Annotated in this window: 21 protein-coding genes; 8 read left to right on the top strand and 13 right to left on the bottom strand. The window is 71.0% G+C overall.

Annotation, left to right across the window (positions count from 1 at the left end; translation table 11 throughout):
• Window positions 1–130 precede the first annotated feature (130 nt).
• The 4 genes from AB0959_RS10050 to bldG all read right to left on the bottom strand — a co-directional run bounded on the left by AB0959_RS10050 (window position 131) and on the right by bldG (window position 4,577).
• Window positions 131–724, bottom strand: a complete 594-nt coding sequence (locus AB0959_RS10050) for a small secreted protein (RefSeq protein ID WP_366825849.1) — start codon at window positions 722–724, stop codon at window positions 131–133.
• Between the two features lie 203 nt (window positions 725–927).
• Window positions 928–3,333 carry a sodium-translocating pyrophosphatase gene (locus AB0959_RS10055; RefSeq protein ID WP_366825850.1) on the bottom strand — a complete coding sequence of 802 codons (2,406 nt, stop codon included), beginning with the start codon at window positions 3,331–3,333 and terminating at the stop codon, window positions 928–930.
• A 364-nt stretch (window positions 3,334–3,697) separates the two neighbouring features.
• The gene (locus tag AB0959_RS10060; protein ID WP_366825851.1) at window positions 3,698–4,129 is read right to left on the bottom strand and encodes an ATP-binding protein; all 432 of its coding nucleotides are present in this window, start codon (window positions 4,127–4,129) and stop codon (window positions 3,698–3,700) included.
• Window positions 4,130–4,235: 106 nt separating this feature from the next.
• Entirely contained in the window at window positions 4,236–4,577 is a 342-nt protein-coding gene (gene bldG / locus AB0959_RS10065) for an anti-sigma factor antagonist BldG (protein WP_005475923.1), read from the bottom strand.
• An 80-nt stretch (window positions 4,578–4,657) separates the two neighbouring features.
• On the opposite strand from bldG, the gene AB0959_RS10070 reads away from it, so the two are divergent.
• Complete coding sequence (locus AB0959_RS10070) at window positions 4,658–7,111, top strand: DEAD/DEAH box helicase (protein WP_366825852.1); 2,454 nt, start codon at window positions 4,658–4,660, stop codon at window positions 7,109–7,111.
• On the opposite strand, the gene AB0959_RS10075 is transcribed toward AB0959_RS10070, so the two are convergent.
• The 7 genes from AB0959_RS10075 to ssd form a co-directional block, all read right to left on the bottom strand.
• Complete coding sequence (locus AB0959_RS10075; protein ID WP_366825977.1) at window positions 7,077–7,547, bottom strand: Rv3654c family TadE-like protein; 471 nt, start codon at window positions 7,545–7,547, stop codon at window positions 7,077–7,079. The two genes, AB0959_RS10070 and AB0959_RS10075, sit on opposite strands and share 35 nt — an antisense overlap.
• 23 nt (window positions 7,548–7,570) lie before the next feature.
• Window positions 7,571–7,969 (bottom strand): TadE family type IV pilus minor pilin, encoded by a 399-nt coding sequence (locus AB0959_RS10080; RefSeq protein ID WP_366825978.1) that lies wholly within the window; start codon window positions 7,967–7,969, stop codon window positions 7,571–7,573.
• 10 nt (window positions 7,970–7,979) lie between these two features.
• On the bottom strand, window positions 7,980–8,216 hold the full coding sequence (locus AB0959_RS10085) for a DUF4244 domain-containing protein (RefSeq protein WP_366825853.1): 237 nt from the start codon (window positions 8,214–8,216) through the stop codon (window positions 7,980–7,982).
• Window positions 8,217–8,320: 104 nt separating this feature from the next.
• Window positions 8,321–9,130 (bottom strand): type II secretion system F family protein, encoded by an 810-nt coding sequence (locus AB0959_RS10090; protein ID WP_366825854.1) that lies wholly within the window; start codon window positions 9,128–9,130, stop codon window positions 8,321–8,323.
• Window positions 9,127–9,987 carry a type II secretion system F family protein gene (locus tag AB0959_RS10095; RefSeq protein WP_366825855.1) on the bottom strand — a complete coding sequence of 287 codons (861 nt, stop codon included), beginning with the start codon at window positions 9,985–9,987 and terminating at the stop codon, window positions 9,127–9,129. The genes AB0959_RS10090 and AB0959_RS10095 overlap by 4 nt, the downstream gene beginning before the upstream one ends.
• Window positions 9,984–11,171 carry a TadA family conjugal transfer-associated ATPase gene (locus AB0959_RS10100; RefSeq protein ID WP_366825857.1) on the bottom strand — a complete coding sequence of 396 codons (1,188 nt, stop codon included), beginning with the start codon at window positions 11,169–11,171 and terminating at the stop codon, window positions 9,984–9,986. The genes AB0959_RS10095 and AB0959_RS10100 overlap by 4 nt, the downstream gene beginning before the upstream one ends.
• A complete protein-coding gene (gene ssd / locus AB0959_RS10105) occupies window positions 11,168–12,262 on the bottom strand; it encodes a septum site-determining protein Ssd (RefSeq protein WP_366825859.1) in 1,095 nt (364 codons plus the stop codon). The genes AB0959_RS10100 and ssd overlap by 4 nt, the downstream gene beginning before the upstream one ends.
• Before the next feature lie 594 nt (window positions 12,263–12,856).
• On the opposite strand from ssd, the gene AB0959_RS10110 reads away from it, so the two are divergent.
• Complete coding sequence (locus AB0959_RS10110; RefSeq protein WP_366825860.1) at window positions 12,857–13,681, top strand: HAD-IB family hydrolase; 825 nt, start codon at window positions 12,857–12,859, stop codon at window positions 13,679–13,681.
• A 415-nt stretch (window positions 13,682–14,096) separates the two neighbouring features.
• On the opposite strand, the gene AB0959_RS10115 is transcribed toward AB0959_RS10110, so the two are convergent.
• Both AB0959_RS10115 and AB0959_RS10120 read right to left on the bottom strand, forming a co-directional pair.
• Window positions 14,097–14,921: an oxidoreductase gene (locus AB0959_RS10115; RefSeq protein WP_366825861.1), complete on the bottom strand. Its 825-nt coding sequence runs from the start codon at window positions 14,919–14,921 to the stop codon at window positions 14,097–14,099.
• 52 nt (window positions 14,922–14,973) lie between these two features.
• Window positions 14,974–16,272: a hypothetical protein gene (locus tag AB0959_RS10120; protein ID WP_366825863.1), complete on the bottom strand. Its 1,299-nt coding sequence runs from the start codon at window positions 16,270–16,272 to the stop codon at window positions 14,974–14,976.
• A 341-nt stretch (window positions 16,273–16,613) separates the two neighbouring features.
• Between AB0959_RS10120 and AB0959_RS10125 the strand changes: the two genes are divergently transcribed.
• The 6 genes from AB0959_RS10125 (at window position 16,614) to AB0959_RS10150 (ending at window position 24,908) form a co-directional block, all read left to right on the top strand.
• A complete protein-coding gene (locus AB0959_RS10125; RefSeq protein WP_366825864.1) occupies window positions 16,614–18,974 on the top strand; it encodes a SulP family inorganic anion transporter in 2,361 nt (786 codons plus the stop codon).
• Window positions 18,975–19,275: 301 nt separating this feature from the next.
• Window positions 19,276–21,231 (top strand): acetate--CoA ligase, encoded by a 1,956-nt coding sequence (gene acs, locus AB0959_RS10130; RefSeq protein WP_366825865.1) that lies wholly within the window; start codon window positions 19,276–19,278, stop codon window positions 21,229–21,231.
• A 249-nt stretch (window positions 21,232–21,480) separates the two neighbouring features.
• Window positions 21,481–22,887: a Na+/H+ antiporter NhaA gene (gene nhaA, locus AB0959_RS10135; protein ID WP_366825866.1), complete on the top strand. Its 1,407-nt coding sequence runs from the start codon at window positions 21,481–21,483 to the stop codon at window positions 22,885–22,887.
• Between the two features lie 138 nt (window positions 22,888–23,025).
• A complete protein-coding gene (locus AB0959_RS10140; protein WP_366825867.1) occupies window positions 23,026–23,505 on the top strand; it encodes a phage holin family protein in 480 nt (159 codons plus the stop codon).
• 143 nt (window positions 23,506–23,648) lie between these two features.
• On the top strand, window positions 23,649–24,602 hold the full coding sequence (locus tag AB0959_RS10145; RefSeq protein ID WP_366825868.1) for an alpha/beta hydrolase: 954 nt from the start codon (window positions 23,649–23,651) through the stop codon (window positions 24,600–24,602).
• Between the two features lie 126 nt (window positions 24,603–24,728).
• A complete protein-coding gene (locus tag AB0959_RS10150; RefSeq protein WP_366825869.1) occupies window positions 24,729–24,908 on the top strand; it encodes a hypothetical protein in 180 nt (59 codons plus the stop codon).
• Window positions 24,909–24,955 lie beyond the last annotated feature (47 nt).

The raw sequence follows: 24,955 nt of genomic DNA on the forward strand, positions 1-24,955 counted from the left end.
CGTCCACCTCGGGACGGCTGGGCGTCCACCTGGGAACGGCGCGTGCCGAAGGTCCGGCACGCGCGCGTACCGGACCATCATGAGGTTGGCGAAAGATCGCCCTCCCTGAGGGCGCCCTCTCCCTGGAACGTCAGCTCTTCGTCGCCGAGGACGAGCCGGCGGCGGTCTTGCAGCTCTGCTGCTTGGCCATCGCCTTGCCCACGTCGCCCTCCTCCAGCTTGGCGAGCGCGTCGCTGCCGCTCTTGCTCAGCTTCTCCAGCTCCACGGCGACACCCTTGAGGCCCTCGGCGAACTTCGCCTGGTCCTTGACGTCGAGGGCGTCCGACTTCTTCTTCAGATCGGCGTAGGCGGTGGAGAGGGTGTTGAGCTCCGAGACCGCGGCCCGCATCTTGGTCTTGCCGTTCTCGACGTCCGGCGCCCCGGCCTTCTGCACGGCGGTCGACATCGCCTTGTAGGCGTCGGAGATGTCCTGGAAGGCCTGGGAGTCCACCTTCTGCACGGCCTCCGGCGCGCTGTCGTCCGAGGTCTCCTGCTGGATCGAGGCATTGGCGGCCGTGATCTTCTTCGTCTGCGGCTGCACGGCGTCGCAGACCTGCTTGGCCCAGGAGTTCAGCTTTTCGCTGTTGTCGTCGCTGCTGCTGCATCCCGACAGCGCCAGTACCAGTACCGCACCGCCGGACAGTGCGGCCGTGAGCTTCTTGTTCACCGGATTGGTCCCTTCCATGGCTCTCGGCCCCGGAACATACACGCCGAACGAGCGACACCCCTATTCCGTATGACCGTAATCACACTGATTAGAGTGATTTACACCGGGCGAGAGAAGGCTCACGAACAGGGCGCGCACACGGCAGAGCGGGCGGACGACGCGCCAACACGCGCCATCCGCCCGCCCGTTGGCCGGCGCGAAGCCGACCCTCGTACCGCCGCCTACGAAACCACCGCGGGATCCACCGACTTGGCAACCCGCTCGGAGTTGTCCTCGTCACCCACAGCGATACCGCGCCGCTTGGACACGTACACCGAGCCGACGATCACGACGAGCGCCAGCACCGCGATGAGCACGCGGAGCCCGACGCTCTTGTCCTCGCCGTAGCTGAACTTGACGACCGCGGGCGCGATGAGCAGCGCCACCAGGTTCATCACCTTCAGCAACGGGTTGATCGCGGGACCCGCGGTGTCCTTGAACGGGTCGCCCACGGTGTCGCCGATGACGGTCGCCGCGTGGGCCTCACTGCCCTTGCCGCCGTGGTGGCCGTCCTCGACGAGCTTCTTGGCGTTGTCCCAGGCGCCGCCGGAGTTGGCGAGGAACACCGCCATCAGCGTGCCCGTGCCGATCGCACCCGCGAGGTAGGCCCCGAGGGCGCCGACGCCGAGCGTGAAGCCGATCGCGATGGGCGCCATGACGGCGAGCAGACCCGGTGTGGCCAGCTCCCGCAGGGCGTCCTTGGTGCAGATGTCGACGACCCGGCCGTACTCGGGCTTCTCGGTGTAGTCCATGATCCCGGGCTTCTCGCGGAACTGCCGCCGCACCTCGTACACGACCGCACCGGCGGACCGCGAGACGGCGTTGATCGCCAGCCCCGAGAAGAGGAAGACGACCGCGGCGCCCGCGATGAGCCCGACGAGGTTGTTGGGCTGCGAGATGTCCATCATCAGGTTCATCGGCGCGCCCGCCCCGGAGACCTTCTCGCCCACGTCGTTCGCGGCCGAGAGGATCGCGTCGCGGTACGACCCGAAGAGCGCCGACGCCGCGAGCACGGCCGTGGCGATGGCGATGCCCTTGGTGATGGCCTTGGTGGTGTTGCCGACGGCGTCCAGGTCGGTGAGCACCTGCGCGCCCGCGCCCTGGACGTCGCCGGACATCTCGGCGATGCCCTGCGCGTTGTCGGAGACCGGCCCGAAGGTGTCCATGGCGACGATGACGCCGACCGTGGTGAGCAGACCGGTGCCGGCCAGCGCCACCGCGAACAGGGCGAGCATGATCGACGTACCGCCGAGCAGGAACGCCCCGTACACGCCGAGGCCGATCAGAAGGGCCGTGTAGACGGCCGATTCGAGACCGATGGAGATACCGGCGAGGACGACGGTGGCCGGGCCGGTCAGCGAGGTCTTGCCGATGTCCCGCACCGGGCGGCGGGTGGTCTCGGTGAAGTAGCCGGTCAGCTGCTGGATCAGCGCGGCCAGCACGATGCCGATGGCCACCGCGACGAGCGCGAGGATCCGCGGATCGCCGCCCTTGCCGAGGATCGCCTCGTCCGTGACCCCGTCCAGGTCGGCGTACGACGAGGGCAGGTAGACGAACACCGCGATCGCGACCAGCGCCAGCGAGATCACCGCGGAGATGAAGAAACCGCGGTTGATGGCGCTCATCCCGCTGCGGTCGGTGCGCCGCGGGGCCACGGCGAAGATGCCGATCATCGCGGTGAGCACACCGATCGCGGGCACGAGCAGCGGGAAGGCGAGCCCGGAGTCACCGAACGCCGCCTTGCCGAGGATCAGCGCGGCGACGAGGGTCACGGCGTACGACTCGAAGAGATCGGCCGCCATGCCCGCGCAGTCGCCGACGTTGTCGCCCACGTTGTCGGCGATGGTCGCGGCATTGCGCGGGTCGTCCTCCGGAATGCCCTGCTCGACCTTGCCGACCAGGTCGGCGCCGACGTCGGCGGCCTTGGTGAAGATGCCGCCGCCGACACGCATGAACATCGCGATGAGCGCCGCACCGAGACCGAAGCCCTCCAGGACCTTCGGTGCGTCGGCCGCGTACACCAGCACCACACAGGAGGCGCCCAGCAGACCGAGCCCCACCGTGAACATGCCGACGACGCCGCCCGTGCGGAAAGCGATCTTCATTGCTTTGTGCGAGACGGCGGTGAGATCCTTTTCCGGCTCTCCAGGCGCCGGGGTCGCCTCACGCGCCGCGGCGGCGACCCGCACATTGCTGCGTACGGCCAGCCACATCCCGATATAACCGGTGGCCGCCGAGAACGCGGCGCCGATCAAGAAGAACACCGATCGGCCGATCCGCTGATTCCAGTCGTCCGCGGGCAACAGCATGAGCAGGAAGAACACGACGGCGGCGAATACGCCGAGCGTGCGCAGCTGCCGGGCCAGATAGGCGTTGGCACCCTCCTGGACCGCTGCCGCGATCTTCTTCATGCTGTCGGTGCCTTCGCCTGCCGCGAGCACCTGGCGCACCAGGACTCCGGCGACCGCGAGCGCGGCCAGCGCGACGATCCCGATGACCATCACGATGAGCCGATTGTCGTCGGTCAGTACTGCGGCTGCGAAGGTTGTGGGGTGATCAATCTGCTGAGGGGTAGAAAGCCCCGCCATTCGTCCTCCTTGACGCTTGGGCTGAGCTCAAGATGTGGACGGATTCTAGGGATCTGAACCTGATCAAAACAGTACGCGGCCATCGGAATTAGCCTTCACATGCCCATCAGCAAATGATCGCCGGGGAAGCACAGAACCCGAAAGCGGTAATGCCTCAAAAGCGTTGACCTTGATCAAATGACCGCATGTATGATCGCCCGATTGATCGTGAATTCCTTCACTAATTCAGATGCATCGTCGGAAAGTCATCGCCGAATGATCGGCAGAACGACGAAGGGCCCTGCTCAGCAGGGCCCTTCGAAGAGATGTGAGGACGGAGGCGCTACGGCGGTGCTCCAGTGGAGCTTGCGACGGGACGCGACCGTCAGCCGACCGCGACCGGCGGAGCGGTGGGCCAGCTCATACGGATCTGGCCGCCGTGCTCGTCCGCGGTGACCTCCACGTCGTCGACGAGGCCGCTGATGACCGCGAGGCCCATCTCGTCCTCCTCGGCCTCCACGTCGGCGTCCTCGTGGGCCCCGTGCGTCGTGCCGCCCGGCACGGCACGCGGCGCCTCGTCGCCGACCTCGATGGAGAACTGTTTCTCCTCCTCGATCAGCAGCACCCGCACCGGCGCCGAGATGCCACCGTTCTGATGCAGTCCGACGGCCCGGGTGCAGGCCTCACCGACGGCAAGCCTCACCTCGTCGAGGACGGCCTCGTCCACCCCGGCCTTGCGTGCGACGGAAGCGGCCACCAGGCGGGCGGTCCTGACATGTCCTGGGACCGCGCTGAAGCGGAGTTCAACGGTGGCCATGCATCCCCCTCGGAACTACGGGCGTGCTGTCAGGGGGGCCGGGCCGTCGCGGGCCCGGTCCCCCTCCTGTTGTCTCAGCCGTCATGGGCACACGCCCACCGACGGATCAGTCCGTCGCCGCAACCGCTTCGTCCACCGAGGTGTGGATCGGGAACACCTTGGTGAGACCCGTGATACGGAAGATCTTCAGAATGCGCTCCTGGTTGCACACGAGGCGCAGCGAGCCCTCATGGGCCCGAACGCGCTTCAGGCCGCCCACCAGCACGCCGAGCCCGGTGGAGTCGAGGAAGTCGACGCCCTCCATGTCGACGACGAGGTGGAAACTCCCGTCGTTCACCAGCTCGACCAGCTGCTCGCGCAGCTTGGGCGCGGTATATACGTCGATTTCGCCACCGACCTCGACGACCGTACGATCGCCGACGGTACGGGTCGACAGGGACAGGTCCACGGATCCTCCAGCACCTTGCTAATCGAGCGGTCGTCCCTCGGGACACCTCGGCGGAGCCCCAGGACGGTTCGCCAGCCGCAATGGCATTCAATCACTTACCGGCAGGCGTGCACGACGCCTTCAGACCATTGTCCGTCACGCCAGTGACACACTCGGTGCCGATGGCCAAGAATCACCGATCCGATCGATCCCCGACGGACGCCGCCCTCCGGCCCGCACCAGGGGCGGTACTGGACCGTCTCGCCTCCGTGCCGGGCCGGGCTTCGCGCATCACTCATACGGAGCACTTGCCCCCGCGCGAGGGCCGCCATGCCGTCTGGCCCGACCGGATCCGCACGGAAGTCATCTCGGCCGTACAGACCAAGGGCATCGAACACCCCTGGGCCCACCAGGCACGCGCCGCCGAACACGCGCTGGACGGCGATTCGGTGGTCGTCGCCACGGGAACCGCCTCCGGCAAGTCGCTCGCCTATCTCGTGCCGGTCCTCTCCGGCCTTCTGGACGGCTCCGAGGCGCCCAACGGCCGTGGAGCAACCGCCCTTTACCTGGCCCCGACGAAAGCGCTTGCGGCGGATCAGTGCCGATCGGTGAAGGAAATTTCACATCCGCTCGGTACTTCGGTCCGCCCCGCCGTCTACGACGGCGACACGCCCGTCGAGGAACGCGAGTGGATCCGTCAGTACGCCAACTACGTCCTCACCAACCCCGACATGCTGCACCGCGGCATCCTGCCCTCCCACCCCCGCTGGTCGGCCTTCCTGAAGGCCCTGAAGTACGTCGTGATCGACGAGTGCCACACCTACCGCGGCGTCTTCGGGTCCCACGTCGCCCACGTACTGCGCCGCCTGCGCAGGCTGTGCGCCCGCTACGGCGCCTCGCCCGTCTTCCTGCTGGCCTCGGCGACGGCCGCCGAGCCCTCGGTCGCCGCGTCCCGGCTCACCGGCGTGCCGGTGGTCGAGGTGGCGGACGACGCCTCACCTCGCGGGGAACTGGTGTTCGCCCTCTGGGAGCCCCCGCTCACCGAACTGCACGGCGAGAAGGGCGCTCCCGTCCGCCGTACCGCCACCGCCGAGACCGCGGACCTCCTGACCGACCTGGCCGTCCAGGGCGTCCGCTCGGTCGCCTTCGTACGCTCCCGGCGCGGCGCCGAACTGATCTCCGTGATCGCCCAGGAACGCCTCGCCGAGGTCGACCGCACCCTCGCCCGGCGCGTCGCCGCGTACCGCGGGGGCTACCTCCCCGAGGAACGGCGCGCCCTGGAGCGCGCCCTCCACTCGGGCGAGCTCCTCGGCCTCGCCGCCACCACCGCCCTGGAGCTGGGCATCGACGTCTCCGGCCTGGACGCCGTGGTGATCGCCGGCTACCCGGGCACACGGGCCTCCCTGTGGCAGCAGGCGGGCCGGGCCGGCCGCTCGGGGGAAGGCGCCCTGGCCGTCCTGGTGGCCCGCGACGACCCGCTGGACACGTTCCTCGTGCACCACCCGGAGGCCCTGTTCGACCAGCCGGTCGAGTCGACGGTCCTCGACCCTGACAACCCGTACGTCCTCGCCCCGCACCTGTGCGCGGCCGCCGCCGAGATCCCCCTGACGGACGACGACCTTGCGCTGTTCGGCCCCGCCGCCGAGGACCTGCTGCCGCAGCTGGAGGCCGCGAAGCTGCTCCGGCGCCGCACCAGGGCCTGGCACTGGACGCGCCGCGAGCGGGCCGCCGACCTCGCGGACATCCGCGGCCAGGGCGGACGGCCGGTCCAGATCGTCGAGGCCGGCACCGGGCGGCTGCTCGGCACGGTCGACGCGGGCGCCGCGCACACGACCGTCCACGAGGGCGCGGTGCACCTGCACCAGGGCCGTACGTACCTGGTGCGCGAACTGGACCTGGACGACTCCGTGGCGCTGGTCCAGGAGGCCAACCCGCCGTATTCGACGGTCGCCCGCGACACCACGTCGATCTCCGTACTGGAGACGGACACCGAGGTCCCCTGGGGCTCCGGACGCCTGTGCTACGGCTCCGTCGAGGTCACCAACCAGGTCGTCTCCTTCCTGCGCCGAAAGCTGATCACCGGTGAAGTGCTCGGTGAGACGAAACTCGACCTCCCTCCTCGTACGCTGCGCACCCGTGCCGTGTGGTGGACGGTCACCGAGGACCAGCTCGACGCGGCCCGGATCAACCCGGAGATCCTCGGCGGCGCCCTCCACGCCGCCGAGCACGCCTCGATCGGCCTGCTGCCCCTCTTCGCGACCTGCGACCGCTGGGACATCGGCGGTGTCTCGATCCCGCTGCACCCCGACACGCTCCTGCCGACGGTCTTCGTCTACGACGGCCATCCGGGTGGCGCGGGCTTCGCCGAGCGCGCCTTCCACACGGCCCGCACCTGGCTCACCGCCACCCGCGAGGCCATCGCCTCCTGCGAGTGCGACGCCGGCTGCCCGTCCTGCATCCAGTCCCCCAAATGCGGCAACGGCAACGATCCCCTGCACAAGCGGGGAGCCGTACGGCTCCTCACGGAGCTGCTGCGGGAGGCTCCGGGGGGCTGAGTGCCGCGGTCTCGGGGGCTCTGGGTGCCGCTGGTGCCGAGGGGTGCGGCGCCGTCTGCCCGGATGCGTCCGGTCCCGCCGGTCCGGCTCTCGATCTGACCTCCGCGCTGAACGGTCCCTTCCCCGACGCCGCCGTGACGTCCGAGATCTCGCCCTCGATCGCGCACCGCACGAGCCAGGTGCCCTGGGCCCGGGCAACGCGCTCCGCCGTGGCGCAGGCCGCGTCCGTCCCCTCCGCCCAGTGGTCGGCTGCCGCGAGCGCCGCGAGGTCGGCCGCCCCGGCCGCACGGTGCCGGATCACGACGGCCTGGCCCATGGCCAGCAAGGCCCCGAAGATCACACACAGCACGGCGATGGCACCTACGGCCCAGACGGTGGCGGATCCTCGGTCGGAGCGATGGTCTGTCCGGCGCGATCTGTTCGTGCCCCGCGCCAACGCCCCTCGGCGTCCTGTGCCCGTCACCCCCTCGCCCCCACTGTCTCCTCCGCGAGCGCCACGGCCTCATGCCTCAGGTCGAGGCTGAGTGCGTCCGGCCCCGGTGGGTTCGCCGCGACCACCACGTGCACCAGGTCGCCCTCTCGGCTCACGGTGACCCGTGCCCCGTCGGGCGCCAGCCGGCGGGCCATCGCCACGACCGCGCCGGGTGGATCCTGGCGAGCCGCCGCCCGGGCGCCCGCTCTCGCCGCGTCCACGCACTGGATCTGCGCACACGCGGCGAGCAGTGCCCACACCAACGCCATCGCGAACAGCACCAGCACCGGCAGGGCGACCGCCGCCTCGGCGCTCACGAAGCCACGGTCGCCGCTCCGTTCGGCTCCCGCGCGCGACGGCTCCCTGCCACCACCGCCCGGTCGCACGGCCCACCGCTCAAGCCCCACCGTCGAGCGCCCTCTGCACGATGTCCTGCAACTCCGTCTGCACCTGACCGCTGGTCACCACCTTGTAGAGCACCGCGGCGAAGGCCACCGCCGCGATGATCCCCACCGCGTACTCGGAGGTCACCATCCCCGCGTCCCTCGGCGCCCGGCGCACCCTGCGCGCCAGGGCGCTCATCCGTCCTCGTACCGCCTCTGCCACGCGTACCGCCCATGCCACCTTGTGCATCTCAACCCCCGTAAGGATCCGTTCCGTTCATCGCCTGTAATGCCGCATTGCCGTACTGCCGTACTGCCGTAGTGCCGCTCGTGCTGTCGTCCCCGGTCACCCCGTCATCCGGCGCCCCCTTCCAGCAGCCCGTCCGCGAGCCCGATCACCACCGGGAGCACCCCGATCGCGATGAACGCGGGCAGGAAGCACAGCCCCACGGGTGCGGTGACCATGACGGCCGCCCGACGGGCCCGCTCGGTCGCGGCGCGTGCCCCTGCGGCGCGGGCCTCTGCCGCCAGTCGGGCCACCGGGGCGGCGGCGGGGACGCCCGACTCGTCGGCCCGTTCCAGGAGCCGTGCCAAGGGGCCCGCCCCGGGGAGCCCGGCCAGCGCCCGCCATGCCTCGGCGGGTTCGCCCCCGAGCCGCGCCTCCGCCGCACCGCGGGCCAGGCGTTCCCCGACGGGTCCTCCCAGGGCTTCGCCCACGGCGCGTGCTGCCGCGACCGGGCCGGCTCCGGCGGTGATGCAGGCGGCCAGCAGGTCGGCGGCGAGCGGGAGCCGGCGCGCCACCTGAGCCGGGTCGTACTCCTCGTCCGACGGTTTCCCCGTCGACCCGCTGACCCGCTCCCGCTGCCGCCGCCACCTCCACCGCCAGAGCCCGCAGCCGACCGCCAGCCCCAGCAACAGCCCCACGAGGCCTCCCACCAGCACCCACCCGGCGCAGACAGCCCCCACGACCGGCAGCCACCCACGTACGGCTTCCCGTACCGCCGTTCGCCGGGCCGACGGCACAGCCTCCAGGAGCACTACCGCTGCCAGCCGTCTGCGCAGCCTGCGTTCGCGGCGAACGGTGTCCAGGGACCGGAACAGCCACCACGCTCCCAACGCGCCGCACACGAGCGCCCCCAGCCTGTGGAGAACTTCCGTGCTCATGCCTCCTCCGCTCCCCGTACGATCCGCAGCGCCCACCACAGGCCGGCGCCCTCCAGCACCCCGCCGACCAGCAGGCAGCCCAGCCCGGCGGCGCTGTGCAGCACCACGTGCAGCGGGTCGGCGCCCAGCGCGGTGCCCAGCAGCAGGCCGAGCACCGGAAGCCCGGCAAGCATCACGGCCGTGGACCTGGCGCCCGCCAACTGGGCTCGCAGGTCGGCCCGTTGGTCCCGCTCCGCACGCAGGGCGCCTTCCAGCCGGTCGAGTCCGGCCGCCAGGCCCGCGCCCCGGTCCACGGCCACCTGCCAGCACGCGGCGAGTCCGAGCAGGCCGTCGGCGCCCGGTTGCCGTGCCACGTCAGCGAGCGCGCCCGGCACGTCCCCGCCGAACCGCGCGGCCGCCAGCACGACCGCCTGCGCCTCGCCGAGCCCGCCCGAGTCCCGGGCGGCCCGCAGCAACGCCTCACCCGGCTGCCGGCCGGCGCGGACCTCTCCGGCGAGCGCCCCGCAGAGCGCGATCACGGCGTCACCGCACCGCTCGCGCGCCCGCTGTGCCTCGCGGGCCCGGCGCGCCCGGCGCAACAGCGGCACCCCGAGTGCCCCGGCGAGCACCGGCAGCACGGACGCGCCCAGCACGCCGATCACCACTCCGAGCGCCGGCGCCCACCACTCGACCGGCAGCCGCCGCACGCGCAGGGCCGCCCTCTCCCAGGGCGGCGGCCCCACCGCGCCTCCACCGGCGAGCAGTAACTGCGCCCGCCGTGTCCCTGCGCCCGGCCCGCCGAGGAGCCAGGCCGCCGCTCCGGCACACACGGCGGCCACCCCGGTCAGCCCGGCGTGCAACTCGTCGACCCCCGTCACAGCGCTCCGCTCCCTTCCTTGATCAGCTCCCGCAGCCGCTCCCAGCCCCGCTCGTACGTGAACGCCTCGGCGCCCCACCGCAGCGCGGGCACCGTCACCACCAGCCCCGAGGAAGCCCGCTCCAGCACGTGCACCTCGGCGATCCTGCGCCGCCCGTCGCGGTCGCGGACGAGATGAAGGACCACCGACAGCGCGGCCGCCAACTGGCTGTGCAGGGCCGCCCGGTCGAGCCCCGCGGCCGTGCCGAGCGCCTCCAGCCGTGCGGGCACCTGGGCCGCCGCGTTGGCGTGCAGAGTCCCGCAGCCGCCCTCGTGCCCCGTGTTCAGAGCGGCCAGCAAGGACACGACCTCGGGCCCGCGCACCTCGCCGACGACCAGCCGGTCGGGCCGCATCCGCAGCGCCTGCCGCACCAGGTCCTGGAGCTCGACGAGCCCCACGCCCTCCTGGTTGGCCGGTCTGCCTTCCAGCCGGACCACGTGCGGGTGATCGGGCCGCAACTCCGCCGAGTCCTCGGCCAGCACGATCCGCTCCCCCGGGTCGACCAGGCCCAGCAGCGCACTCAGCAACGTCGTCTTGCCCGTTCCGGTGCCGCCGCTGATCACGTACGACAGGCGGGAGGTGATCAGCGCCCGCAGCACCCGGTCACCGCCCGGAGGTACCGTCCCGGCCCTCACGAGTTCGCCGAGGGTGAACGCCCGCGGTCGTGCCACCCGGAGGGACAGGCAGGTCGAACCCACGGACACCGGTGGGATCACCGCGTGCAGGCGTGTGCCGTCCGGAAGGCGTGCGTCGACCCAGGGGCGCGCGTCGTCGAGCCTGCGGCCGGCCACCGCGGCCAGACGCTGCGCGAGGCGCCGTACCGCCACCGCGTCCGGGAAGGAGACCTCCGTCAGCTCCAGGCCGCCACCCCTGTCCACCCACACCCGGTCGGGTGCCGACACCAGGACGTCGGTGACCGAGGGGTCGGTCAGCAGCGGTTCCAGTGGCCCGCTGCCGATCAGCTCGGAGCGCAACCGCTCGGCGGCGCCCAGGACTTCGGCGTCACCGAGTACCCGGCCCCGCTCCCGCAGGGCCTGTGCCACGCGCGCCGGTGTCGGTTCCGAGCCGCTCTCGGCGAGCCACTGCCGCACACCGTCCAGCAGCTCGCAGTCGGTCCCGGGCGCCGGATCCCATCCGCCGCTCATGCGGCCTCACCCCTGGCCCGTGCCCGCTCCCAGAACGTCGTGCAGAAACGCGCGAGTGGTCCGCGCGCGACTCCTCCAGGGGGTGCCGCGCCGTCCACAAGCCCCGATTCGGCGGGCACTTCGCCCGCCAGGGGCAGCCCGAGGAGCCGTGCCACCTCGCGGTCGTCCAGGCCGGGTGCGTACGGGCCCCGCACGGCCACCCGCAGATCGCGCAGGACCATCCCGAAAGCGGACGCCACCCGTGCGGCCGCGGCGACCGCGCGCAGCTCGGCGGGGACCACCAGCAAGCCGAGATCGATCTGGGCGAGGGCCTCGGCGACGCCTTCGTCGATCCGGCGCGGCAGATCGACGACCACCGCACCACCGCGCCGCCGGCCGGCCGCCAGGACCGCTCGTACGGCCTGGGCCGGAATCGCGACGGCGTCGCCGCGGTCCCAGCTGAGCACTCCGAGGGAGTGCAGTTCGGGCAGCGACTCCTCCAGGGCTCCGCCGCCGACCCGGCCGCGCGAGGCGGCGAACGCCGGCCAGCGCAGTCCCTCGGCCGCCTCGCCGCCCAGGAGGACGTCGAGACCACCGCCCAGCGGATCCGCGTCCACCAGGAGGGTGCGCCTGCCCTGCCGCGCGGACGTGACCGCCAGCGCGCAGGCCAGGGTGGACGCTCCGGCGCCGCCCCGGCCGCCGATCACACCCACGGTGAGGGCGGGCCTGCCCACGCCCTCGGCCACGTCGGCGATGCGGTCGACGAGCCACTGCTCGCCGTCCGGCAGCACCAGCACATGGTCGGCGCCGATCTCGACGGCCCGCCGCCAGACCCCGGAATCGTCCTGGTCCCGGCCGACCAGCACCACCCCTCGTCTGCGCGCGGCACCGCGCACACGCCGTGCCGCGTCGTCGCCGACGAGGACGAGCGGTGCCGCCTCCCAGCTGCCCCTGCCCCGCGGCACCCCGTGGTGGACCTCGGGTCTGGCACCCGCGGCCGCGCACAGGCGCAGCAGGTCGTCCAGCAGTTCCGCGTCCTCGGTGACGATCAACGGCCTGCCCTGCCGCCCTTCGGCGGCGGGCGGCAGCTCGTTCGTGATGGCTCCCGCCACGATCTCCAGCCCCCTTCGCTGCTCCTCGCGCGGAGCCCGCGAGGTCGTCTGCCGCCTCGCGTTTCCCGCCCGTGGTGAAGTCCCGTGTGAAGAACCGGCAACCGGCCTCCATATGCAAGGCCGATAGGAACCGGCCAAACGCGCATCAACAAACCGATCCGGCCAGGAACTCACCTGATCGGTGCGCGCTGGAATCACGGTGCAGCGATCCCGGAAATCGTGTGGATCTTGGTCGATTACTGTGGACAACGCGGGGGTTGTGAATATCGCCGTCACCCAAACAGGCGACACCTGCGCGACTTCCACAGCGCAGCGCCGCGGCTACACAGGGTGACGGATCATGCGTGCGGACCGAGAAGCCGCTGCGCGGACGCGAGGTCGGCGGCCGATCATGAAAGAGGGAAGAAAACGCATCCGGACATGCGACGACCCCCGCCGGGGGGGAGAGCGGGGGTCGTCCCCACGGCCGACTCGGGGGGGGAGGAGTCGGGCCGGGTTAGCACGGTCGCGAACGATCCGTGACTTCCATGGTGTACCCGAGAGCCCTCTCAGGCAAACCCACGCGCCCCACACTAGCCCGAATGGTGGGCGCATATGCTCAGGCTCGTGGAAAACCACTCCTTGCCTCGCACAGCGGCCTTCTTTGACCTGGACAAGACGGTCATTGCGAAGTCGAGCACGCTCACGTTCAGCAAGTCGTTCTACCAAGGCGGTCTGATCAACCGCAGAGCCGTCTTGCGTACCGCATATGCCCAGTTCGTCTTCCTGGCGGGCGGCGCCGACCATGACCAGATGGAGCGCATGCGTGAGTACCTGTCCGCACTGTGCCGCGGCTGGAACGTCCAACAAGTGAAGGAGATCGTCGCCGAGACCCTTCACGACCTGATCGATCCGATCATCTACGACGAGGCCGCCTCCCTGATCGAGGAGCACCACACCGCCGGGCGCGACGTCGTCATCGTCTCCACGTCCGGCGCGGAGGTGGTCGAGCCGATCGGGGAACTCCTGGGCGCGGACCGCGTCGTGGCGACCCGCATGATCGTGGGCGACGACGGCTGCTTCACGGGCGAAGTGGAGTACTACGCGTACGGCCCCACCAAGGCCGAGGCGATCAGGGAGCTGGCCGAGTCCGAGGGGTACGACCTGGAGCGCTGCTACGCCTACAGCGATTCCGCCACGGATCTGCCGATGCTGCAGACGGTCGGCCATCCGCACGCCGTGAATCCGGACCGCTCCCTGCGGCGGGAGGCCCTCGCGCGCGGGTGGCCGATTCTGGACTTCCACCACCCGGTGCGACTGAAGCAGCGGCTGTCGGTACCGCCGCGTCCCGCCCTGGTCGCGGCCGCCGCCATAGGCGCCGCGGCGGCCACCGCCGGACTCGTCTGGTACGCGAGCCGGCGCCGGCCCGCCGCCATGTGATCTCCGGCGGCCACCCCGACGCCCGATTAACACCCGTTAACGACTCTTTGAACCCAAAAGTAAAGAAGCGCATCCGGGGGTTCCGCTTGCCCGGGTCCTGGAGTACAAAGGATTCAACGGCCCGCGAGACCAAAGGAACATCCGAAAGGATCACCTTTATAACGCATTTTGGCCCCACGGACCGAGCATGGACATTGGGCACCCACGCGACGTCGACCCGTCGATTACGGGCCAGCCGCACCAGGTGACGGGCAACAGTTCCCGACCTGATGGGCAATATATCGAGGACGCCTGGTAACCCGGTGAACATGCCAGCGGCGGTACGAACCCTCGTACCGCCGCAACCCTGTTCAAGGCCCTCTTCAGGAGGGCCTTTTCTTCTGCCGACGCTCGCGCGCGGAGCTACGCCGCCCCGCTACGCCGCCCCGCGCTGCAGCGCCTCGCACACCGCCGTCGACTCGCGGGCACCGAGCTCCACCGCCCTGCCGCAGTGGGCGATCCAGGCGGCCATGCCCTCGGGGGTGCCGGACACGTACCCCTCCAGGGCCGCGACGTAGGCGGCGCGTCCGAGTTCCGCGTGGCCGACCTCCGCCGGGCAGACGGACTTGGGGTCGAGTCCGCTGCCGACCAGGACGATGCGCTCGGCCGTGCGCGCGACGAGACCGTTGTGGGAGCCGAAGGGGCGCAGGGCGAGCAGCTCGCCGTGGACGACGGCCGCGGTCACCAGGGCGGGCGCCGAACTCCCGGCGATGATCAGCTCGGCGAGTCCTTCGAGTCGGCCGGAGACCTCGGCGGCGTCGGGCAGCTCCAGTTCGACGAGCGGTTCGTCGACCGGTTCACCGTCCTGACGCGGACGCCCCACGCGCGCGTCGTCGCCGGCCGCCGCCACCAGGTGCAGCCGGGCCAGCACCCGTAGCGGCGACTGCCGCCAGATGGACAGCAGCTGGCCCGCCTCGGCGGTCAGCCTGAGGGCGGCGCCCATCAGCCGGGCCTCGTCGTCACCGCTGAAGTCCGTGCGGCGGCGCACCTCTTCGAGAGCCCAGTCGGCACCGGACAGCGCGGCGGAACCGCGTGCGCCGCGCAGTGCCGCCTCGGCGGTGATCTCGTTGCTGCGGCGGCGCATGATCCGGTGCCCGTAGACCCGGTCCACGGCCTTGCGCACGGACTCCACGGACTCGGCCACACCCGGGAGCTCCCCCAGGGCGGCGAGCGGATCTGCGGTCGCGCCTGTCGTACTCATGAGTACGACACTACGCGCCCGCTTCCGCACGCCCGCCACCCCCGCCGGACGACTACTGGCCGGCCGCCGGCGCGCCGGGCACGCCCCTCGGGGCGGGGGCGGGTCCGCCCGTGAGGAAGGCGGTCCAGCCCTGCGCCGGGGCCTCACCGACCCTGAGGGTGCGCAGTCTGTCGAGGGTCTCGGGGTCCTGGGCGTCCAGCCAGTCGGCGAGCTGCCGGAAGGAGACGCAGCGCACCTCGGCCTTCGTGCAGACCGTCTTGACGGTCTCCTCGACGGATCGCATGTAGGCACCGCCGTTCCACGACTCGAAGTGGTTGCCGATGATCAGGGGCGCGCGGTTGCCGTGGTAGGCGCGCTCGAAGCCCCTCAGCAGGCCGTCACGGAACTGTCTGCCCCAGTAGGCGTGCCTGGACGGGGCGCCGGCGCGGGCCCCGGACTGGTTCGCGTAGAAGTTGTAGTCCATGGTCAGCGTCTCGAACGCACGGCCGGGGACGGGGACCAGCTGCATCGACAGCTCCCACAGGCCGCTCTTCCTCGCGGGCCAGACCTGGTCGGCGACGCCACTGGTGTCGTAGCGGAAGCCCAGCTCGCGGGCCGCCCTCATGAAGTTCTCCTGCCCTTCGAGGCAGGGTGTACGGCCGCCCACGAGTTCCCTGTCGTAGTCGAAGGGCAGCGGTTCCTCCTCCACCAGGCCCGTGTTGGTCTTCCAGGACTTCACGAAAGCCTTGGCCTGGGCGATCTCGCTCTTCCAGTCGGCGACCGACCACTCGCCCACCCCGCCCCCGGGGCCGCAGAAGTGGCCGTTGAAGTGGGTCCCGATCTCGTTGCCCTCCAGCCACGCGCCGCGCAGCTGGGCCACGGTGTCCCTGATGCCACGGATGTCGTTGAAGCCGATGTCCGAGCGTCCGGGCTCGTGCCGCGGCGGCCGGTACAAGTCACGCTTCGCCCCCGGCAGCATGTACACGCCGCTCAGGAAGTACGTCATCGTCGCGTTGTTGGCCTTGGCCACCTCTCGGAAGTGGGAAAAGAGCCTCTGGCTGTCCTCGCCCGCGCCGTCCCACGAGAAGACCACGAACTGCGGTGGCTTCCGGCCCGCTTCCAGCCGCTGCGGTCCGGGCCGGCCGGGCCGGGCGGGCTGTGGACCCGTGTACGCGGTGGAGCCGTCTCCGATCAGCCGTACGGCACGCTTGGGCGCCGGGGCCGGAACGGCCTGCTTCTCGCTGTACGCGCCTTCCTTCGACCCCCTGTCACCCGTGCGTGCGCCGGTGTCGCCGGTCGAGCAACCGGCGAGGGCCGTGGAGCAGGCCGCGGCGAGTGCGACACCCGCGGCGATCCTGAGGGTGGCAACCATCGCGGGCCCACCTTCTTCCTTCCGTCGGGGCAACGCCGTGAGGGAGTTCCGCCGCGCCGGGCAAACAGGCACGCCGACTCCCCCGGGCAGACAAAGTCGCACGACGACCGAAAAGAATTTGTATGACAAGCCGATGAAAATCCGCATTCACTCGACAGAGTGATCAACTCACCCATTTGCCGCTTTTAACACCACTCCTCCTTTACTCTGCATTACGATTCGTTTACTGAGTGTTGAGATATCCCGCCGCTGCACGCCGTGACCCACGGCCGCGACCCGACCCCGCCAAGAGCGGGGACCACCTGTTCCGCGACCGCGCCGCCCCGGAGGAGACGGGAACCATGTCAGCCTGCGTCCCCACCCGCGCCGAAGACCCGACTCGGGCCAAGAGCGCCCATCCGCCCCACAGCCCCCCGCCGTCCCCACGACGCCCCTTCCGCATCGCGGGCGCCGACCTCTCCGCCTCACTCGCGGTCTTCCTGATCGCGCTGCCCCTGTCCCTCGGTATCGCCCTCGCCACGGGCGCGCCCCTCCAGGCCGGCCTGGTGGCCGCCGCCGTCGGCGGACTCGTCGCCGGGCGACTCGGTGGCTCGCCGCTCCAGGTCAGCGGCCCCGCCGCCGGGCTCACCGTCGTCACCGCCGAGCTCATCCACCACTACGGCTGGCGGGCCACCTGCGCCATCACCGTCCTCGCCGGACTCGCCCAGCTCGGCCTGGGCTGTCTGCGTGTGGCCCGCACGGCGCTCGCCGTCAGCCCCGCGATCGTGCACGGCATGCTCGCCGGCATCGGCATGACCATCGCCGTCGCCCAGCTGCACATCGTGCTCGGCGGCACCCCCCAGAGCGCCGTCCTCGACAACCTCCGCGCGCTGCCCGCACAGTTGGCGGCCCTGCGTCCGGCCGCCGTGTCGATGAGCGTGCTGACCCTCGCCCTGCTGTTCGCGTGGCCGCGGCTGCCCGGGCGCGCAGGCCGGGCGCTGCGCAGAGTCCCGGCCGCGCTCGTCGCCGTCGCCGTGGCCACCGCGACCGCCTCCGTGGCCGGGCTGAGCCTGCCCAAGGTCGACCTGCCGTCCTGGCGCAGCCACGCCCTGGCCGGCATGCCCGAAGGGCCGGTGCTCGGCCTGGTAGCCGCCGTCCTCACCATCACGCTGGTGTGCAGCGTGCAGTCCCTGCTCGGCGCCGTCGCCGTGGACAAGCTGGCGGCGGGGCGACCGGGCGTGGCGCGCTCGGACCTGAACCGTGAGCTGCTCGGGCAGGGCGCGGCCAACATCGTCTCGGGAGCGCTCGGCGGCCTGCCCGTCGCCGGGGTCGCCGTGCGGAGTTCGGCGAACGTGCAGGCCGGCGCGGTCAGCCGGAACTCCACGATGCTGCACGGCGTTTGGGTGGTAGTAGCCGCGCTGCTGATGGTCCCCGTGCTCGAGCTGATCCCCCTCGCGTCGCTCGCCGCCCTGGTGATGGCCGTCGGTATCCAGATGGTGTCCCTGCACCACATCCGCACGGTCACCCGCCACCGAGAGGTGCTGGTGTACGCCGTCACCACGCTCGGCGTCGTCCTCCTGGGCGTCCTGGAGGGCGTGATCCTGGGCATCGCCGTGGCCGTAGGCGTCTCGATGCACCGCCTCGCCCGCACCCGCATCACGCACGACGAGAGAGGGGGAGTCCATTACGTACAGGTCCGGGGCCAGTTGACGTTCCTCGCGGTTCCCCGCCTCAGCCGGGCCCTGCACCTCGTGCCCCAGGGGACGGCAGCCGTCGTGGAGTTGGACGGTTCGTTCATGGACCACGCGGCGTTCGAGACGCTGCAGGACTGGCAGAAGACGCACACCGCGCAGGGCGGCGCCGCCGAGATCACCGGGCGTGCTGGCACCCGTATCGCGGAACCCACCGATGTCTCCGGATGCCGGTGCGGCCCCTGGACGCCGTGGCGCAACCACCACTGCGAGGACCCGGAGTCCAAGGAGCCGGGTGACCGGCAGGGGGACGACGGCGACGGTTCCGCCCGGCCCAGCGGGCACCAGTTGGCGCGCGGCATCAGCGCCTTCCAGCGGCACACCGCCCCACTGGTGCGCGGTGAGCTGGCCCGGCTCGCACGCGAGGGACAGCAGCCCGCGCAGCTGTTCCTGACCTGCGCGGACTCGCGGCTCGTCACGTCGATGATCACATCCAGTGGTCCCGGCGACCTCTTCGTCGTCCGCAATGTGGGGAACCTCGTGCCCCTGCCCGGCGAGGAGAGCGGAGACGACTCGGTGGCCGCGGCGATCGAGTACGCGGTGGACGTACTGAAGGTGCGGTCCATCACGGTCTGCGGGCACTCCGGCTGCGGTGCGATGCAGGCCCTGCTGAACACGGAGCCCGGGGGCACCCGGACGCCGCTCAAGCGGTGGCTGCGGCACGGACGGCCCAGCCTGGAGCGCGCCTCGGACATGGGCCGGCCCGGCGCGCGGCTGGCCGGACGGGCCCCGGCCGACGCGGTGGAGCAGCTCTGCCTGACCAATGTGGTCCAGCAGCTGGAGCACCTCCGGGCGCACGAGTCCGTGGCGCGAGCCCTCAGTAAGGGGGCGCTGGAGCTGCACGGGATGTACTTCCACGTGGGCGAGGCGCAGGCGTATCTGCTGACCGGAGCAGACGGGGCGGAGGTGTTCGAGCACGTCGGCGCGTTCGAGAACGTGAGCCTGATGGAGGACCTGCACCGTTCCGCGTAACTCCAGGAGGACACCGCGAGGAGAAAGGGTGCGCGGCCCCGGCACGACGGACCGCGCACCGCTTGTCGCCCGCCTCGGCAGGGCACCCCGGCAGCCGTCGTTTCTCCGGCCCCGCGCAGGCAAGGCTCGCCCGGGCGGGTGAACCCCGCACACGCGCCGTCCGTGAGCATGGGTGGCACCCGTAAGGGAGCCACCCACCCACAGGTCTAAACCAATCGGCCGACGGCCCTTGTCATCAGGGGTCCCGGTCTGATGAGCTGTGGCCCGGGACACAACGGACACCCTGGGAAAGGGAGATGTCGTGAGCAACGAATCCTTGGCCAACCTGCTGAAGGAAGAGCGCAGGTTCGCGCCTCCCGCCGACCTGGCCGCGAACGCCAACGTCACCGCGGAGGCGTACGAACAGGCCAAGGCTGACAGGCTCGGCTTCTGGGCCGAGCAGGCACGCCGGCTGACCTGGGACAAGGAGCCCGCCGAGACCCTGGACTGGTCGAACCCGCCATTCGCCAAGTGGTTCCAGGACGGCAGGCTCAACGTCGCGTACAACTGCGTGGACCGGCACGTCGAGGCCGGACACGGCGACCGCGTCGCCATCCACTTCGAGGGCGAGCCCGGCGACGGCCGCGCCATCACCTACGCCGAACTCAAGGACGAGGTCTCCAAGGCCGCGAACGCGCTGCTGGAGCTGGGAGTCCAGGCGGGCGACCGGGTCGCCGTCTACATGCCGATGATCCCCGAGACCGCGATCGCGATGCTCGCCTGCGCCCGCATCGGCGCCGCGCACTCCGTGGTCTTCGGCGGCTTCTCCGCGGACGCGCTCGCGACCCGTATCCAGGACGCCGACGCGCGTGTCGTCATCACCTCCGACGGCGGCTACCGCCGCGGCAAGCCCTCCGCTCTCAAGCCCGCCGTCGACGACGCCGTCGACCGCGTGGACAACGTGGAGCACGTCCTCGTCGTCCGCCGCACCGGCCAGGAGGTCGCCTGGAACGACGACCGCGACGTGTGGTGGCACGAGATCGTGGAGCGCCAGTCCTCCGCGCACACCCCCGAGGCCTTCGACGCCGAGCACCCGCTGTTCATCCTCTACACCTCGGGCACGACGGGTAAGCCGAAGGGCATCCTGCACACCTCCGGCGGCTACCTCACCCAGACGGCCTACACCCACCACGCCGTCTTCGACCTCAAGCCCGAGACCGACGTGTACTGGTGCACGGCCGACGTCGGCTGGGTGACCGGCCACTCGTACATCGTGTACGGGCCGCTGGCGAACGGCGCGACGCAGGTCATGTACGAGGGCACCCCGGACACCCCGCACCAGGGCCGCTTCTGGGAGATCGTGCAGAAGTACGGCGTCACGATCCTCTACACGGCGCCGACGGCGATCCGTACGTTCATGAAGTGGGGCGACGACATCCCCGCGAAGTTCGACCTGTCCTCGCTGCGCGTCCTGGGCTCGGTCGGTGAGCCGATCAACCCCGAGGCGTGGATCTGGTACCGCAAGAACATCGGCGGGGACAGGACGCCGATCGTGGACACCTGGTGGCAGACCGAGACCGGCGCGATGATGATCTCGCCGCTGCCGGGCGTGACCGAGACCAAGCCCGGTTCCGCGCAGACGCCGCTGCCCGGCATCTCCGCGACCGTGGTGGACGACGAGGCGCACGAGGTGCCGAACGGCGGCGGTGGCTACCTGGTCCTCACCGAGCCGTGGCCGTCGATGCTGCGCACCATCTGGGGCGACGACCAGCGGTTCCTCGACACGTACTGGTCGCGGTTCGCGGGCAAGTACTTCGCCGGTGACGGCGCCAAGAAGGACGACGACGGCGACATCTGGCTCCTCGGGCGCGTCGACGACGTGATGCTCGTGTCGGGCCACAACATCTCGACCACCGAGGTGGAGTCGGCTCTCGTGTCCCACCCGTCGGTCGCGGAGGCCGCCGTGGTCGGCGCGGCCGACGAGACCACCGGGCAGGCCATCGTGGCGTTCGTGATCCTGCGCGGCACGGCCGCGGAGACCGAGGACCTGGTGGGCGAGCTGCGCAACCACGTGGGCGCGGCCCTCGGCCCCATCGCCAAGCCCAAGCGGGTCCTGCCGGTGGCCGAGCTGCCCAAGACCCGCTCCGGGAAGATCATGCGGCGCCTGCTGCGCGACGTGGCGGAGAACCGGCAGCTCGGTGACGTGACGACGCTGACGGACTCGACGGTGATGGACCTGATCCAGGCCAAGCTGCCGGCGGCGCCGAGCGAGGACTGAGTACGGGTTCGTACAGGTCCGATTCGTAACGTCCCGAGGGGGCACCCGGCATCACATCGGGTGTCCCCTTGGCGTCCCGCCCATCAGTCGTCACGTCGGTCCACCCGGAATGCGAGCTTCACGGAAAGGATCCCGCCACACCTTAGGTAAGCTAAGAACCCCGTCAACAACGCGACAAGATCCTCAAGGTGCGCCGGGAAGTCTGGTCGGCATGCGCTTCGCCGTGCCCACCGACCGGAGGTTCCCGCCATGTCCGCCCCCCGCCCCGTCACCAGCACCCGCAAGTTCCTCGGGCGCCTGTCGCTACCGGAGCGGAACTTCGTCGCGGACGCGCTGCGGACGGAGACGGTCGGCGGTGTGCTGCTTCTCGCGGCGGCGGTCACCGCGCTGATCTGGGCCAACGTGCCCGCCCTGCACGACAGTTACGAAAGTGTGCGCGACTTCCATCTGGGGCCGGGCGCAGTGGGCCTGCACCTCTCGATCGAGCACTGGGCCGCCGACGGACTGCTCGCGGTCTTCTTCTTCGTCGCCGGCATCGAACTCAAGCGCGAGCTGGTGGCCGGTGACCTGCGGGACCCGAAGGCGGCTCTGCTCCCCGTCGTCGCCGCGCTCTGCGGAATGGCCGTACCCGCCCTCGTCTACACACTCACGAACGTCACCGGCGGCGGCTCACTCGTCGGCTGGGCCGTGCCCACCGCCACCGACATCGCCTTCGCACTCGCCGTTCTCGCGGTCATCGGGACCTCGCTGCCCTCCGCCCTGCGGGCCTTCCTGCTCACCCTCGCCGTCGTCGACGACCTGTTCGCGATCCTGATCATCGCCGTCTTCTTCACCTCCGACATCGACTTCGTCGCGCTCGCCGGTGCCTTCGTCGGCCTCGCCGTCTTCTGGCTGCTCCTCAGGAAGGGCATACGCGGCTGGTACGTGTACGTTCCGCTCGCGCTCGTCATCTGGGGGCTGATGTACAACAGCGGCATCCACGCCACGATCGCCGGTGTCGCGATGGGACTGATGCTGCGCTGCACGCGGCGCGAGGGCGAGGCCCACTCTCCCGGCGAGCACGTCGAGCACCTCGTACGGCCTCTGTCGGCGGGGCTCGCCGTGCCGTTGTTCGCCCTGTTCAGCGCGGGTGTCGCGGTCTCGGGAGGCACGCTCGGCGAAGTGTTCACCCGGCCCGAGACCCTCGGTGTCGTCCTCGGGCTCGTCGTCGGCAAGGCGATCGGCATCTTCGGGGGCACCTGGCTGACGGCCCGTTTCACCAGGGCCTCGCTCAGTGAGGACCTCTCCTGGCCGGACGTCTTCGCGGTCTCCTCGCTGGCCGGCATCGGCTTCACCGTCTCGCTGCTCATCGGTGAACTCGCCTTCGACGGCGATCCGGACCTCACCGACAAGGTCAAGGCCGCCGTGCTCACCGGCTCCCTGACAGCGGCCGTCCTGGCGACCGTGCTGCTGAAGATACGGAACGCCAAGTACCGGGCCCTGTACGAGGCGGAGGAGCGCGACGAGGACCTCGACGGCATCCCCGACATCTACGAACAGGACAACCCCGCGTACCACCTGCGCATGGCCGAGATCTACGAACGCAAGGCCGCCGAACACCGGAGGCTTGCCGAAGTGGCGGGCAGGGCAAGCGAGGGGGACGACGGTCCGGCATGATCTGACAGGACCGTACAAACCGCAGGCCCCCTCCCCGGGACCGTGCGAAGGACCGCGCGCGACGAACGGCCCGGTCCGCATGACGGCCCCACGGTCCCGGGGAGGCCGAGGACGCAGAAGAGGAAGAGGGAGACTTCGATGAGCGCACCCGACGGCAGCCCGGTCGGCGCCGAACGCAGCATCGGCCAGCTGTTCGCCACGGCGACCACCGAGATGTCCGCGCTGGTGCACGACGAGATCGCGCTGGCCAAGGCCCAGCTCAGGCGGGACGTCAAGCGCGGTGCGGTGGGCGGCGGGGCGTTCGCGGCGGCCGGGGCGGTGCTGATCTTCTCCCTGCCGATGCTGAACTTCGCCCTCGCGTACGGCATCCGGACCTGGAGCGACTGGAACCTCGCTGTCTGCTTCCTGCTGTCGTTCGCGGCCAACGTGCTCGTCGCCGGACTTCTCGCGCTGATGGGGGTCTCCTTCTCCAAGAAGGCCAAGAAGGGGAAGGGCCCGCAGAAGGTCGCCTCCTCCATGAAGGAGACGGCGGGCGTCCTGCAGAACGCCAAGCCGCACCCCCGTCAGCCCAGCCCGTCCGACGGCCCGGTCGATGCTGTGGCACGCTCGTCCTCATGACGGACCCCGCCACTTCTTCGGACACTCCGGCATCCTCGGCGTCTTCCGACTCGCCGACCTCGCCGACTTCACCGACCACTGGGGCCTCGTCGGTCTCACCGGCTTCGCCGGTCTCGCCGGTCTCGCCGGTCTCGCCGGTCTCGTTGACCACTGCGGCCTCCGGGACTTCGGCGGCGCCGCCCCCCTCGGTCGTACGGCCGGACGTGCCCGGCGCGAAGGTGGCGCACCGGGACGTCGCCGCCAACGGGGCGCGCTTCCACATCGCCGAGCTGGGTGACGGACCGCTGGTCCTGCTGCTGCACGGTTTCCCGCAGTTCTGGTGGACCTGGCGGCACCAGCTGGTCGCGCTCGCCGACGCCGGTTACCGGGCCGTGGCGATGGACCTGCGGGGCGTCGGCGGCAGCGACCGTACGCCCCGGGGCTACGACCCCGCCAACCTCGCGCTCGACATCACCGGAGTCGTGCGGTCCCTCGGCGAGCCCGACGCCGCTCTGGTCGGCCACGACCTCGGCGGTTACCTGGCGTGGACGGCGGCCGTGATGCGCCCCAAGCTCGTACGACGGCTCGCGGTCGCCTCGATGCCGCACCCCAGGCGCTGGCGCTCGGCCATGCTGCGGGACGCCAAGCAGACGGCCGCGGGCTCCTACATCTGGGGCTTCCAGCGGCCCTGGATCCCCGAGCGGCAGCTCACCGCCGACGACGGGGCCCTGGTGGGCCGGCTGATGCGGGACTGGTCGGGGCCGCGGCTGCCGGACGACGAGGCCGTGGAGACGTACCAGCGCGCGATGTGCGTCCCCTCGACGGCGCACTGCTCGATCGAGCCGTACCGCTGGATGGTCCGCTCGATGGCCCGCCCGGACGGCATCCAGTTCAACCGCCGTATGAAGCGCCCGGTCCGCGTGCCCACCCTGCATCTGCACGGCTCGCTGGACCCGGTGATGCGCACCCGCAGCGCGGCCGGTTCCGGAGAGTACGTGGAGGCCCCGTACCGCTGGCGTCTCTTCGACGGTCTGGGACACTTCCCGCACGAGGAGGACCCGGTCGCGTTCTCGACCGAACTGATCAACTGGCTGAAGGATCCCGAACCCGACCGGTGACAGTCCGAAGGCGCCCCGCGCCCGGTGCGAACACCTGTCCTACGAACGGCCACATGCCTGACGCATAGGCCAATTGGGGGCCTCGGGAGCGGTTATCGACCTTGGGGCGGGGGCACACGTCGGGGTATGGGCTGGACGCACGACTACAGTGACGCAGCACGCAACCGCCGCTCGGCCGCGGGCCTGAACTCCCACCAGAGGGGTGCCCCGCAACTTGCGGGTTCCGATCCCCGGCTGGGCATCCCGCGCATTCTGCGCCGCCGGGCCCGCTGGGTCTCGGCGCGGCTGCGTCATACGCGCCCCTGACCCGTCCCACCGCCGTTCGCGCCGCTCCAGCCGGCCGCCGGTTCCGT

Origin of the sequence: Streptomyces sp. NPDC046862 (assembly GCF_040704615.1) — a bacterium.
Classification (GTDB): domain Bacteria; phylum Actinomycetota; class Actinomycetes; order Streptomycetales; family Streptomycetaceae; genus Streptomyces.

Excerpts from the sequence above, each read along its gene's own strand:
- AB0959_RS10050 (WP_366825849.1), bottom strand. The coding sequence starts at position 724 with ATGGAAGGGACCAATCCGGTGAACAAGAAGCTCACGGCCGCACTGTCC.
- AB0959_RS10055 (WP_366825850.1), bottom strand. The coding sequence starts at position 3,333 with ATGGCGGGGCTTTCTACCCCTCAGCAGATTGATCACCCCACAACCTTC.
- AB0959_RS10060 (WP_366825851.1), bottom strand. The coding sequence starts at position 4,129 with ATGGCCACCGTTGAACTCCGCTTCAGCGCGGTCCCAGGACATGTCAGG.
- AB0959_RS10070 (WP_366825852.1), top strand. The coding sequence starts at position 4,658 with ATGGCATTCAATCACTTACCGGCAGGCGTGCACGACGCCTTCAGACCA.
- AB0959_RS10085 (WP_366825853.1), bottom strand. The coding sequence starts at position 8,216 with ATGCACAAGGTGGCATGGGCGGTACGCGTGGCAGAGGCGGTACGAGGA.
- AB0959_RS10090 (WP_366825854.1), bottom strand. The coding sequence starts at position 9,130 with ATGAGCACGGAAGTTCTCCACAGGCTGGGGGCGCTCGTGTGCGGCGCG.
- AB0959_RS10100 (WP_366825857.1), bottom strand. The coding sequence starts at position 11,171 with ATGAGCGGCGGATGGGATCCGGCGCCCGGGACCGACTGCGAGCTGCTG.
- AB0959_RS10110 (WP_366825860.1), top strand. The coding sequence starts at position 12,857 with ATGCTCAGGCTCGTGGAAAACCACTCCTTGCCTCGCACAGCGGCCTTC.
- AB0959_RS10115 (WP_366825861.1), bottom strand. The coding sequence starts at position 14,921 with ATGAGTACGACAGGCGCGACCGCAGATCCGCTCGCCGCCCTGGGGGAG.
- AB0959_RS10120 (WP_366825863.1), bottom strand. The coding sequence starts at position 16,272 with ATGGTTGCCACCCTCAGGATCGCCGCGGGTGTCGCACTCGCCGCGGCC.
- AB0959_RS10125 (WP_366825864.1), top strand. The coding sequence starts at position 16,614 with ATGTCAGCCTGCGTCCCCACCCGCGCCGAAGACCCGACTCGGGCCAAG.
- nhaA (WP_366825866.1), top strand. The coding sequence starts at position 21,481 with ATGTCCGCCCCCCGCCCCGTCACCAGCACCCGCAAGTTCCTCGGGCGC.
- AB0959_RS10140 (WP_366825867.1), top strand. The coding sequence starts at position 23,026 with ATGAGCGCACCCGACGGCAGCCCGGTCGGCGCCGAACGCAGCATCGGC.
- AB0959_RS10150 (WP_366825869.1), top strand. The coding sequence starts at position 24,729 with ATGGGCTGGACGCACGACTACAGTGACGCAGCACGCAACCGCCGCTCG.